Origin of the sequence: Stieleria bergensis (assembly GCA_007745635.1) — a bacterium.
Classification (GTDB): Bacteria; Planctomycetota; Planctomycetia; order Pirellulales; family Pirellulaceae; genus Stieleria; species Stieleria bergensis.
Map to the genome: position 1 here is coordinate 6,334,273 of CP036272.1, position 13,531 is coordinate 6,347,803.

Here is a 13,531-nt window from a genome sequence, read left to right on the forward strand (position 1 = left end):
CAAGCAACAGCTGTTGATTACCGCGTAAACAAAGACGCACCACTTCATGAAGTGTTGCCAAGTCGCCAGCAAATCGGACGTCTGGTGCGGTTTATAAGGACTTTAACACCGCGACACGAAATCAGACGCGGCCATCGAACAGCGGACAACCGTAAAGCTCAAACATGGACAAGCCATCAAAACGACGAACGCTTGGCCATTGAACCGCGCCATGGCTGCTGAGGCCGCTGAATCCAGAACGGCCTGCCGACGGCCAAACGGAGCCCCCTCAACGTCAGGGCGACAGAAAGATCTCGCTGGTCAACACATCAACCAGCATCGTTCGCAAGGCATAGTCATCGGCTTTCGCCTTCTTGAGCAAATCATCAATGGCAAACTGATCCACTCGTTCCATGTGGCGCCCCGTCGAATACGTCAACAACTTCTCAATCAGGTTACGTGCAAAGAGCTCCTGGCGAGACTCGCTCATCACGTTCTTGAAACCAACAAAGTCTGTGTAGGACTCCCCCGATGGAAACTTACCCGACGGATCAATCTTTGCATTGCCCTGGGCCTTGGGATACGTCGTTCGCCAGCGTCCAATCGGATCAAAGCTTTCCAATCCATAACCGAGCGGATCGATTTTGCGATGACAAGAAAAGCAAGTTTTGTCTGTGCTGTGAAGCGCTAACTTTTCGCGAATCGTCTTCGCACCCGACACGTTGGCTTCGATCGAGGGCACATCATCTGGTGGTGTCGGTGGAGTCATGCCCAACAGGTTTTCTGACACCCAAACACCTCGGGTTACCGGTGAGGTCTCAACGCCATTGGCGCTCACCGTCAACACACCTGCCATTCCCAGAACGCCGCCGCGCTGCCGGGACTTTTCTAAGCTCACACGTTGAAACCCATCGGCCAAACGCAAACTGTCTTTCTCGGGCAGTTCGTAAAGCTCCGCGAGGTACTTATCGACAAAGGTGTAATCAGCATCCAACAGTCGCATGCTGGAACCGTTTTCATTCAACAGATCGGCAAAGAACAACCGCAACTCTTGCTTCATCGACTGGGGCAAATTCTTGGAATAGTATTGCCAAGCCGATTTACGTGGTGGCGGCTGGTTACCAATCTCGCGCAGGTTCAACCAACTCTCAAGGAAGCCAACAACGAACTCCTCCGATCGCCTCTCCTTCAGCATCCGCTGGATCTCGGCTTTCAAGACGCCCGGCTTGACCAACTCTCCTGACTGAGCCTTGCCCATCAGTTGCTCATCTGGTGGAGCAGACCACAACGCATAGGAAAGCCGAGAAGCCAAATCAAAGGCGTTCAAACGTTCTTGTTTTTCGTCCGTGATTTCGCTGAAGTACAAGAACGACGGTGAGCAAAGAATCAGCTTCACAGTATCCAACGCCGATTGCCTTGGGCTGGCACCTTCCTGCAAACGCTTCTGATAGAGCGTCTCAATGCGTTTCTGATCGGCATCGTTTAGCGGTCGCCGGAAGGCTCGACTTGCAAATCGGTTGAGCTGCTTGATGGCTTGGTCGGCTTGAAAGCCTTGGGGGCCAAACACAGCAATCTCTTCAGCGCTGCCGTTTGGTTCAGGAAGCGGCCCGCGCACTTTGACTTCGCCAATTTTGATGTGTGGCAACGCACCTTCACGCAAGATGTGAGCACGAGACACACCAGCGCGATAGGTCTTGGGATCGAATTCGTCTTTGTATCGTTTGTTAACTGCGATCACCGACGCCCGCGACTCATAGGGTCCGTTGGGAAAAATGAATCGAGGTGTCTGACCGGCTTCCAACCAGACCTGGAAACTCAACCACTGTGGTTCGTCGTCGGGAACCACAGCAGAGGCGAGAATCGGCTCGATCGCTTGCGGATAATGGATATGCCCCTTGCTGGCATCTCCCGGGACCACCGCGATTTGAAACGGTTCGGAGAAATCAATGCGAAAGATCTTTGGATCGTAGTGGGTGTCTCGATGCATCGCCTGGGCGTGCACTTTGATCTCATAATTCCCCGACACGGGGACTCCTTCTAAGAAGTCCTGGATGTGTGCGTAGCCACCCTGACGCGTGTCTGTATTGGGCTGTTCATAGATTGCTAAGAACTTCAATTTAAAGAAGTTCCGATGAGCTCCCGCCAGTTCCTCGTACTGCTGAAAGTTCTCCGTAAAGTGCCAGTCTTTGGGCTCCATGCCTGGCTTGGCAAGCCGGGTTTCGACAAGCCGGTCAGCGGCTTGAAAATACTGATCAAGCAGAAACCCGGAGGTCACCAAGGCATCACCGATGTTGTCAAAGTGTTCACTGGTGTTGTCGCTGGGAAAATCAGCCGTCAAACCGAGCGTGTCGACTCGTCGGCCGAAGAGACTGGCGATCGTGTTTTCATATTCACGGTTGGAAAGTCTCCGCAACACCGTGCGACCACCCGTGCTATCGAACCTCTCCCGCGCGGCAGCAATCTCCGCTCGCAACAAGTCAATGATCTGCAAACTTTGATCATCGGTCGGCAGTTCAGCGTCTTCGGGAGGCATTTGCCCAAGGGTCAACTGGGCAATGATTTCATCCGTGTCGATCAACTGCTGCTGAGTGTTGAGCGGAAGCTGATAGGACTGAAAGTTGCGTTTAGCTTCCGCGTCATCGTCGTTATGGCAATCCAAGCAGTAGGTCCGCAAGAACGTACCGATCACCGCGCGTGGCTCATCGTCAGGTTCCCCAGCCTGTATGACGTGGGGAGCAAACGACAGCGTCAACAACAACAACCAGCCACAGCGAACAACTGGTGGATGAAACCAAGACAAACAGACAACAACCAACCGGCACAAAGACGTTTGCATCATGACTCGTTAAGCGTAAACGCCTGTGCTGGTACCAAACTGATCAGCCGGGACGCCCATTCGCTGTGCCAAACCTAATAACAGGTTACACAGTGGCACTTTCCCCAAGCCATTTTTCGGGGTTTGCTTGAATTGGCCCGTGGCATAACCGCCCCCTGCGACCACGATCGGCAAGTCGGTGTTAGTATGCGAGTTGGCATTACCCATGCCGCTACCAAATAACACAGCGGTCGAATCGAGCAACGTCTGTTCTCCATCACGAATATCGGCTAGGCGAGTGAGGAACTTTGAGTACTGCTCTAGCTGATACGTTTCCAGCTTGATCAAGTTGGCAATAGTGTCTTCATTGTTGCCGTGGTGCGACATGCTGTGATAGGACTTGTTAATGCCCAGATTCTGCGGCAGAAAGCTACCGCCGATCTCCAATGTTGCTACTCGCGTCGAATCGGTTTGCAATGCCAAGGCGATCAATTCATAGAACAGTGGCAAGTCGTCAACGGTGTTGCGGTTCGCTGGCCTGTCGAACGGAGCGTCGGGCTTGGGCTGATCATGCCACTGAGTTCTGGCGGCCAATCGTTTTTCAACATCGCGAATCGATGAGAAGTATTCGTCAAGCTTCTCCTTGTCTTCTCGATTCACAGACTTGGACAGCGCACCGGCTTCCTCTTGAATGGAATCAAGAATCGAAGCTTGCAGTTTGTTTGCTTGAGCCTGACGCACGCGTTGTGATTGGGAATCGGAAACGAACAGCTTCTCGAACAGCTCGGCCGGACCTGTGATCGGTGGGACTCGCACTCCTGAACGAGTCCAGGAAAGCTGACAACCGCCGTGAATCCCCCCTTCTGAACCAACTGCAATCGATGGAAACCGAGTCTGTGCTCCGATCGCATCAGCCATGAACTGATCAACGGTCACGTTGCCATCGGGTCGCAATTTCGATTCGTGATGCAGGACACCGGAAAGAAAGGTGTGCACGGCGAAGTGACCGCCTCGAATCCCGTGATCCAAACCTCGGTAGACGGTCAACTGGTCGCGGTTTGGCGCCAGCGGCTTGAGCAACGTGGTCTCATCGAACGCTTTGCCAGTTGTCTCCGGGAAGAACTGTTTGGTTTGAAAGCCTAACAAGTTGGCGATGGCAACAAAACGCGGTGCCCCAACACCGGCGCCCTTGGTCGCCGAGACTGGAACCGTCTTCACAGCCGTGCTAGCGACTTCGGCGCCTAGACTGGTCAGGGCAGGCAAGGCCAACGAACCAGCAAGTGAGCTCAATGCAAAACGACGTCGATTCAGTGGCTGCGACATGTGATTGATTCGGGGTGGGAGTTGCGTCCATTCACTGGATCCCAGGCAATAGGAATGCAATGCGTTGACGAACTAAAGGTTCGACGGCCACTCAGGCCGCGGAGGGACTGATCAGTATATCGTCTAGCCAGCCCCATTTGAACAGGAATCTTGAGATGACCGACTGGCGCAATGAGCAAAAAGAGGTCGAGTTTGCGTGGCGGGCGCAGAACCGCAGCCCATCGAAATCCCTGCGTGATGCGCCACTGGGGACGCTGAATCGAGCACAGCCCAGCCCTTTTTCGCGGTCAAAACGCAGGCCGAATAACCAAACAGGCCGAATAACCAAACAAGCCGAATAACCAAACAAGCCGAATAACCAAACAAGCCGAATGACCAAACAAGCCGAATGACCAAACAAGCCGAATGACCAAACAAGCCGAATGACCAAACAAGCCGAATGACCAATCGGGCCGATGGGACCTGAATTCTGCCTTTCACTGCGCAAGCTAAAGAGCCAAGCGTTGCATTTCGCCCCGCATCAACCCATCGCGTGGCGTCTGCACCACCCGCCCGCAGTTCTTCAACACTTGATCCGCAGCTCGACGTTTTCCTCTGGAATCATGCTGCGCAACGGGATTGACTGTGTTCAATCAACGGTTGTCGGAGGTTGTACCAACGTCCCAGCCATCATTTGCTGGCCGCCCAAACGCGGCCTCTGGCTAAGATTGGATCAGCCGAGCAACATGGACTACAATGAATGTCCCGCCTAGGGACCATGACCGGTGCAGGCAATTCGCTTGCCAGCCAATCACTTGCAACTTTGCCAGGACGCGTTTTGATCCGCTGATGCGAGATCGTTACATCGCGGTGCGGCAGCGACTGACTGCACTGAAATCGATCTCTCCCCTCCACCCTAGCTCTATGCCCACCTCGATACAGCTTCGTTGCTGCGCGATCCTTTTCGTGTTGGCTCTCTTGCCATCGGCAACCACCAGCCCATGCGTTGCCAGCGATCAAGATCTGTCCAAGGCGTCTGCATTGCTTAACAAGCATTGCCTGGAATGCCATGGCCCCGATTTGCAGGAAGGCAACCTTCGCATCGACAAACTGAACACGGACCTGGTTGCGGGTGATGACGCCGATCGCTGGCATGAAGTGCTCAATCGGATCAACGTGGGCGAGATGCCGCCCGAAGACGAGCCTCAGCTTTCTGCTGACGAGCTGCAAACGGTCACAGGTTGGCTGAACGCTGAACTGAAACGTGCGGCAAAGGCTCGGCAAGCGAACCGAGGCGTCGCACAAATTCGGCGGCTGAATCGATCAGAATATGGCAACACGATGCGTGATCTATTCGGTATGCCGCTGAACTTTGAAAAGCCTTTGCCACCTGACGGCCTGTCTGCCGCTGGCTTTCTAAATGACAGTGAAACACTGACGGTGTCGCCACTGCATATGGATTACTACCTCAAGATCGGTCAGCATGCAGTGGACAAAGCGGTGCCCTTAACGGCTGCCCCCAAACGCACGGCGTTTCGACTGGAGGTCGGTCAAAAGGATCCAGCAGGGGTTGATAAAAACGGCAAGAAAAAGCCAGCCACCCTGCGTGTTGATGCCACGCGACTTGATTCAGAAGATCCCAAGAACGCGCGACGCCCCAGTGTCAGCGTCAGTTTTGGCCGACGTAGCGATCGCGGTGAAGCATCAGAGCAGGGCGCTATCCTTTCGCCATCATTGCGAGCAAGGGGGACAGGTATCCCAGGACGCCAAGTCCCCAATCCTTCGTTGGTCTTTCGCTTGCAGGAATTTCCCACCGAAGGCCCAGTACGCATTCGGGTGACAGCAGGTGCTGTCGATCCCGACGAACCCATCAAACCCCAAGTTCGCGTCTTCATCGGCACGCTCTTGGATGACGGAACTGAGTTTGCTTATCTGGGCCCTGCTCAATTGGTCACTGATACCGCAAAGCAACAAGGAATCTATGAGTTCCACGGCCAAATGGAAGATTTGCCGCTGCCCTTCCGCCAACGATCCAGTGGCCAGCGAGGTGACTTAAGTGTCATGATGATTGGCGTGACCAATACGGTTGATGTCGAAGCCAAACAAGAACGCACACCCAAACTGCTGGTCACTCGCGTCGACTTTGAAGCACCGTTTCATCAGCAATGGCCTCCCCGGTCGTATGACCAAGTCTTCTTTCGTGGCAAAGCGACGCCCGGACAGGAATCGCAATACGCTCGCCAGATCTTCGAGCGTTTCATGACTCGTGCTTGGCGCCGGCCGGTTCGAAAGCAAGAAGTCGACCGCGTTCACACCGCTTGGCAATCGACTTGGCAAACCGAAGTCGTTGATTTGATCAGCCAAACTGAAGAGGAAGAAACGCCCGAACCCGGTAAACCCGGTTTGGAAACACTGTATTTCGAAACCGCCCCTGCCGACGCCTCTTTGGAAACCTATGCCAGCATGCAACCGGTTGCCACTGATGTGACTCACAGCATTGATCTAAATGTCCCCGTTCGCAAACGAGCGGATCGCTACGGATTGCAGTTCCGCGGCATTCTAAATGTCCCCAATGACGGCTCTTGGCAGTTTGACTTGGCGTCGGATGACGGATCACGCCTTTACATCGATGGCCAACTGGTGATCGACAATGATGGCAACCATGGCATGGTGACCAAAACAGGCGGCGTTGACCTGTCGGCGGGCGCGCATCACTTCCTGTTGAATTACTACAATACGACGGGCGGCTCCGGTCTGAAACTGCAATGGAATGGACCAGGAATCCAATCATCACCCATTGCCGCCGGATACTTTAGCCACGGTGGGTCAATGCCCTTGGCAGGCGCCCCCAAGCCGACGTTTGAAAGCACGATCAAACAGTTCTTGCCCGTGGTTCTCGCCTCGCCCAACTTCCTGTATCTGCAACGGCCTGAATCGAACGACCACGCCCATCATGATTTTGCGATTGCGTCCCGGCTGAGCTACTTTCTCTGGGGCACCATGCCCGATACACAACTGCTGGAACTCGCTGCCAAAGAGCAACTGTCAAACCGAGACGTGCTCGTCAAACAAGTCCGTCGCATGCTGGCCGATCCTCGTTCGAAAACGATGGTCAAGTTGTTCGTCGATCAGTGGCTTGATCTCGATGGCGTGCAACGAGTTGCCATCAACAAAGATCGCTTCAAAGATTTCTGGGACGAGACCAAGGTCGCCATGCAGCAGGAAACACGTCTGTTGTTCGCGGAACTGATGCACAACGATTTGAGCGCCCTGAACCTGATCGATTGTGACTTCACGATGCTAAACGATCACCTGGCCCAGCATTACCAGATCCCTGGAGTGCATGGACCCGAGTTTCGTCGCGTCGCCTTGTCCACCAACGATCAACGTGGTGGACTGCTGACTCATGGCAGCGTGCTCTACCGCGGCTCCGACGGCAAGGACTCTCACCCGATTCGGCGCGGCGTTTGGTTGCTGAAACGATTGCTTGATGATCCACCGCCCGATCCACCGCCAAACGTTCCCGACTTGGATCAAACCGACCCCAAACTCTCTGGGCGACCGCTTAAGAAACAGCTGGAACTCCACCGGGAAAACCAAGCCTGCGCGAATTGCCATCAAAAGATCGATCCGTTTGGCATCGCGTTTGAAGACTACAGCGCCGTCGGTCGCTGGCGTGGTGAGAAAGACAAAACCGCTGCCAACACCACCTTGCCAGACGGCAGCGAAATCACTTCGCTCAAGGACTTGAAATCGCATTTGATTCAACATCGCAAGCAAGATTTCGCCCGTGCTTTGACGAAGAACCTGTTAACCTATGCCTTGGGTCGCTCTCTGGACTTTAGTGATGACCCTTTGGTTGACCTGCTCTCAGCAGACTTGCAAGATCACGATTTTCAAATCCGCTGGCTAATCGAAGCCATTGTCACCAGCGACGCCTTCCTTCAATAATCCGCAGTCGCTGACTGCCCCCTGCCCACCAAGCTTTACCGAATCGGTACAGACTCCCGCCAAAAACAACCCACCCAAACTGCAGGCAGAAAACCATGAACGCAAAACCAAGCCAAGAAAAGTCCTGGCATTTTGATCGGCGGGCGTTTCTGCGCGGGACCGCCGGCGTCTCATTAGCCCTGCCGTCCTTGCACTGCATGGCAGACGCTCAGCCGAAACAGGAGCAACCGGCACGTTTCTTAGGCGTGTTCTTCGCCAACGGCGTCAGCCTGCCACCGGAGAAGCACGAAGATCACGAGAAATGGCACTGGTTCCCAATGGGCGAGGGCAAGGATTTTCGCTTCACTCAAACCTTGCAACCACTTGAACCGCTGCGTGATCATGTGACTATTCTGGGCGGCCTGTCGCACCCACTGGGTCGCCGATTGGTTGGCCACGCCACCGGTGATATCTTTTTGACCGGTGGTGATGTTCGCGGTTCAAAGTACCAAAACAGCATGTCCTTGGACCAAGTCTATGCCGCTCAGGCAAGCCAGCAGACACGGGTTCCATCACTGGTTCTGTCCAGCAACGGTGGCGTGGGCTACAAGACTCGCACGTCGACCATTTCATTCAATCGGCAGGGCGAAGCCATTCCGACTGAATGCATGCCCCGGCAAATCTTCAATCGCTTGTTCGGCCAAGCGAAAGGTACCAGCCAAGAGACGCAGAAGAAACGACTACAGCAGGAACGCTTGCTGGTTGACCTAGTCTTGGATGATGCCAATAGCATGCGTCGCAACTTGGGTGTTCATGATCGTCGCAAACTGGATGAATACTTAAACTCGGTGGACGAAATTGAACGCCGCATCGATCGCACCGAGCAATGGCTTGGAACACCTGTCCCGCATATTGATCCACTATCGTTAAACCTCGAAGCCAAGCAGGATGGCCCCGAAGACTACATTCGGACCATGTACGACCTGATCTTCTTGGCTTTCCAGACGGACATCACGCGATCAGCCTCGTTTTTGATTTCACAAGAAGACGGCAAAGGAGTCTCGGATAAGTTCCCAGCAATCGCGTTGGGCCTCTCGGGGCACCACAGCCTGTCACACGGCACGGGCAAGGATCAAGGCTATGAACGTTGGGCTCGCTATGATCAGTTCCTAGCCAAGCAACATGCATACTTTTTGAAACGACTGCATGATGCAACCGATGGTGATGAAACACTCCTCGACCGTACCGTTTCGATTTACGGAAGCGCGACGAGCACGACTCACAATGCTCGCAACTATCCGCTCGTCCTTTCGGGCGGCGACAAACTCGGCTTCAAGCACGGCCACTACCGCCGTTACAACGAGTCGACTCCATTGTCGAACATGCACCTCACGGTCCTGCAACAACTGGGCATCCCTCTGGACTCGTTCGCTGACAGCACCGGGACCATGGCGGAGCTTATTTAAGGGTTGGTGCGTGCCGCGTTTTCACGCATCCTACGATTCCTTGCCAGAACGCCAGCCGCGAGGAATCCAAACCGGGACCCGGCACCGGTATCGAGTGTAAGCATCACCAAACCGCTTCTCTAAATCGTGCTCTTCAACAGGCCGAACCAATAAGTGCCAAAGAATGGCGCCCAACATGGCATAGCAAATCACCCAGGGACTGCCCAAGTACCAGCCCACTGCGATGCCTTGGGCGATCCCAGCAATCGCCATCGGGTTGCGCACGTAGCGGTATGGACCACGCACAATCAAACGGGGCGGCGTCGCGGTCGGCAGCGGTGTGCCTTTGCCAACCATCGACATGTGATACGCACTGCGAAGCCCAATGCTAGAAGCCGCAACGAACAAGGCGATTGCCAACAGCGGTTGCCCAACATGCTCGAACCGCTGCCAGCCAAGTTGAATCGCAACCTCCTCGATCGCCTGGGGAATCACGTACAGGAAGAGCCCCCAAAACAGTGCCATTTGCAGCAACGTCCATAGCAGCGCCTGGCGCGCGGTTAAACGGGCTGGTCGGAACGCTGCCATTTGCTGGTCGCCAACACCTTGAATTAAGAGCAAGGTCAACATCGCGCCACTCATCAGACTCATCACGGCCGAGGCAAGCCGGCCTTCATCGGTCCTCAGGCTGACGAACAAACAGTAGAGCGTCGGGTAGACGACCGCTGCCGTGACGGCCCAGAGCAAGGGCGTGACGACCGCAGGCTGACGATGAATCGCCCACAGAGTGAACGCTCCGCCGGTGACGATGCAGACAAAATCGGGTAGCCAGAATGAAGTCAAAGCGGCTTCTGGAAAAGACGCCGGCTGGAACCACTTGACCGCAGGTGGATAGCCGAACAACAAGGCCCACCAAGCGATCACGCCCAGGGTCTGGATCCAGAGATAGATCTGTAACGTTCGTTTCGCCTGCTGCATACGGTCAGACCGCCCATTTCTGCTAGACATAACCGCCAAAGTGAGGGACACGGGGAATTGCGTGAATTTCAACTGACTCGTTCGCAGCGAAACTTTTGTCCCTCGGCGGGTTTGAAACCAGATTAAACCAGCCTTTTAGTGAGCACAAGAAATTCGTTAAACACGACCAAGACACGTGCAACGTCAACGAATCGTGTCCTTTAACCTACGATGCGAACCTGCCGAACCACCTGGGCACCAACCATGAACACCCTTCGTCTCGCTCTGGCGATGAACCTGTTGATCGCAGTTTCCCTGACCACGACCGCCAGCGGACAAGATAGACTTCAAAAGCTGTTTCAGGCAAGGGACACCAATGACGATGGGAAAGTCACCGCTGCGGAGCTAAACAATGCGCGAGTCTTTTCATTGCTTGACCTGAACGGCGATGGCGAAATCACTCAGGCCGAGGCCGCCAAAGCGGTGCGTCAGCGTTTCCCACGCCTTGCCGGGACCAACCAGCCCGAAACGGTCACGCCAGACCAACCCCAACACTCACCGGTCGCCGAACCCATTCGACAGGGACCACAGCTCTTGAAACCTGGCCAGCAAGGCATTGGGCGGCTGATTCCCAACTTAGCCTTTACGGACATTCAGGGAAACAAACATCAACTCAGTGACTTCTCCGACCGGCAAGCCATCGTCATTGCGCTCACTGGGACGGGCTGCCCACTGTGCCTAAAGTACGCGCCAACGCTGGCGGCAATCGAGAAACAGTACGACTCCCAGAACGTCGCTTTCGTCTTCATCAACCCCAACGAATCGGAACGCGGTGAACGGATTGATCAAGCGATGAAGACACATCAGTTTGCTGGCCCTTATGTTAGTGACCCGAACAACGAATTGCTGTCGGCTTTAGATGCAGCAACGACAACCGAGGTGTTCGTTCTGGACGCCGCCAGAACACTTGCCTATCGAGGCGCAGTGGATGATCAATATGGCTTTGGTTACGCGCTTGACCAGCCACGCGTCAACTACTTGAAAAACGCGATTGACGACGTCATCGCCGGTCGCAGGCCGAACGTCAAAGCGACATCCTCTCCGGGCTGTGAGATTTTCTATAGCGACGAACGACAAGAGACTGACGCACGGGGTGTCACCTACCACAACCAAGTCTCACGAATCATTCAAGCGAATTGCATCGAATGTCATCGCAGCGGCGGCATCGCTCCGATTGCTTTGGAATCCTACAGTGAAGTCAAAGACTACGCCGGGATGATTGGCAATGTTGTCAAACGCGGCATCATGCCACCTTGGTTTGCGGCACCGCTTCCTGCCAGCGACGATTCCGATCCCAAACGACAACATTGGGCCAACGACCGGTCGCTGACAAAGCAAGACAAAGAGACTCTCTTCAAGTGGATCCAATTAGGAGCACCCGAAGGCGACCCCGGGGACGCCCCCCTGCCAGTCTCCTTTCCCGATGGCTGGTTGATCGGCAAACCGGACGCAGTGTTTGGGTTTGCGGAGCCTGTTGCAATCAAAGCAACGGGAATCATGCCCTACAAGAACATCCGCGTCAAAACCGATTTGCCGGCGGACCAGTGGGTGCAAGCGATCGAGATTCGACCGGGTAAAGCGGATGTCGTGCATCACGTCATCGTCTCTGTCCGTGATCAGAATGGCAGGTCCATCGAACGCGATGGTTTCTGGGGTGTTTATGTTCCCGGCAATAGCACGTTGGTGTATCCAGAAGGTCTCGCCAAGAAATTGCCCAAGGGAGCGACCCTGAATTTCCAGATGCACTACACACCCAATGGAACAGCCACAGAAGACAGCACTCGCATTGGACTCGTCTTCTCCAAAACCAGTCCCAAGTACGAGGTAAAAGTCGCACCGATCATCGATGTGAGATTGAGGATTCCACCCAACGACCCAAACTACGAAACTGTCAAAGAACTTCCATTGCCAAATGATGTGCAAGTCACTGGCTTCTTACCACACATGCACTTGCGCGGGAAAGCAGCACGCTACGAGTTAATCAGCGACGGCCAATCCGAGATTTTGCTTGATGTTCCCCAGTATGATTTCAATTGGCAACTGCTCTACAAGCTGTCAAAACCTCGCATGCTAAGAGCCGGCCAAACCATCAGGTACACCGCATGGTATGACAACAGCGCAGGCAATCCGGCGATCAAGGATCCAAACCGCACTGTGAGATGGGGGGAACAAACGCATGACGAGATGATGCTGGGTTACGTAGAGTTCGTCCAGCCGATTGCCAACGAATAAACCGCTCATCGATTCCGTTGGATCGTTGGATCCAATCGCCAAATGGCGGTTCCTGAAAACGCCGCAGACGGCGATGATCCCACAAAAATCCGAGTGGTGATCTCCTGGGCTCCGTGAACAAGCATGCCCAGCGTGACAGAGTTGACGCTATCATGACGGATCACCATCCATCGTCAGCACACCATCCGAATCGTTTCATGAGCCCACCAGCGATACACTACCGCACGGCCACGTCGTCAGAAGATGCAGCCGTGATCCAGATTCATCAGGACGCTTTTGGTCGCGAAGGCGGAGCAGAGATCGGCGCATTACTGGCCGCAATGCTGAAAGATCCATCTGCAAAACCATTGCTCTCCCTGGTCGCTCAGTGCGACACCGACTTGATCGGACATGTGCTTTTCACCCACGCACGTCTGTCACCTGCCAGCGATGCTTCGGCGGTAATTCTGGCCCCACTTGCTGTCCTGCCTGAGCAACAAAAACAGGGAATCGGCAGCGCCTTGATTGATGCTGGCTTTGAACGGCTAAAACAACAGAAGATCGATCTGGTCTTCGTCCTTGGCTATCCTGATTACTACACGCGATTTGGATTTCAGCCGGCCGGGAGATGCGAGCTGCACGCACCTTACCCCATCGAAGCAAAGAACGCAGAGGCGTGGATGGTTCATGAACTGACCCCTGGCGCGATCGCGGCCTGCCAGGGGACCGTCCACTGCTGTGATGCATTGGACAAACCAGAGTATTGGCGCGAGTAACGAGGACTACCAATTGGCAGTCCTCTGATGACTCGCAATGAAGCGCACATCAGATG

Annotated in this window: 7 protein-coding genes; 4 read left to right on the plus strand and 3 right to left on the minus strand. The window is 54.5% G+C overall.

Going from position 1 to position 13,531, the window contains the following annotated elements; all coding sequences use genetic code 11:
- Nucleotides 1-274 precede the first annotated feature (274 nt).
- Nucleotides 275-2,818, minus strand: coding sequence for a DUF1592 domain-containing protein (locus SV7mr_RS22190; protein WP_473163660.1), 2,544 nt, complete (start codon nucleotides 2,816-2,818; stop codon nucleotides 275-277).
- 6 nt (nucleotides 2,819-2,824) lie between these two features.
- On the minus strand, nucleotides 2,825-4,117 hold the full coding sequence (locus SV7mr_RS22195; protein WP_145276817.1) for a DUF1552 domain-containing protein: 1,293 nt from the start codon (nucleotides 4,115-4,117) through the stop codon (nucleotides 2,825-2,827).
- Nucleotides 4,118-5,020: 903 nt separating this feature from the next.
- Between SV7mr_RS22195 and SV7mr_RS22200 the strand changes: the two genes are divergently transcribed.
- Complete coding sequence (locus tag SV7mr_RS22200; RefSeq protein ID WP_419187764.1) at nucleotides 5,021-8,047, plus strand: DUF1592 domain-containing protein; 3,027 nt, start codon at nucleotides 5,021-5,023, stop codon at nucleotides 8,045-8,047.
- Between the two features lie 95 nt (nucleotides 8,048-8,142).
- Nucleotides 8,143-9,492 carry a DUF1552 domain-containing protein gene (locus SV7mr_RS22205; RefSeq protein ID WP_145276821.1) on the plus strand — a complete coding sequence of 450 codons (1,350 nt, stop codon included), beginning with the start codon at nucleotides 8,143-8,145 and terminating at the stop codon, nucleotides 9,490-9,492.
- A 30-nt stretch (nucleotides 9,493-9,522) separates the two neighbouring features.
- Here SV7mr_RS22205 and SV7mr_RS22210 read toward each other — a convergent pair whose 3' ends face one another.
- On the minus strand, nucleotides 9,523-10,479 hold the full coding sequence (locus SV7mr_RS22210) for a methyltransferase family protein (protein ID WP_145276823.1): 957 nt from the start codon (nucleotides 10,477-10,479) through the stop codon (nucleotides 9,523-9,525).
- 213 nt (nucleotides 10,480-10,692) lie between these two features.
- Between SV7mr_RS22210 and SV7mr_RS22215 the strand changes: the two genes are divergently transcribed.
- Both SV7mr_RS22215 and SV7mr_RS22220 read left to right on the plus strand, forming a co-directional pair.
- Nucleotides 10,693-12,720 (plus strand): redoxin family protein, encoded by a 2,028-nt coding sequence (locus SV7mr_RS22215; protein WP_145276825.1) that lies wholly within the window; start codon nucleotides 10,693-10,695, stop codon nucleotides 12,718-12,720.
- A 152-nt stretch (nucleotides 12,721-12,872) separates the two neighbouring features.
- Entirely contained in the window at nucleotides 12,873-13,475 is a 603-nt protein-coding gene (locus SV7mr_RS22220) for a GNAT family N-acetyltransferase (RefSeq protein ID WP_419187765.1), read from the plus strand.
- Nucleotides 13,476-13,531 lie beyond the last annotated feature (56 nt).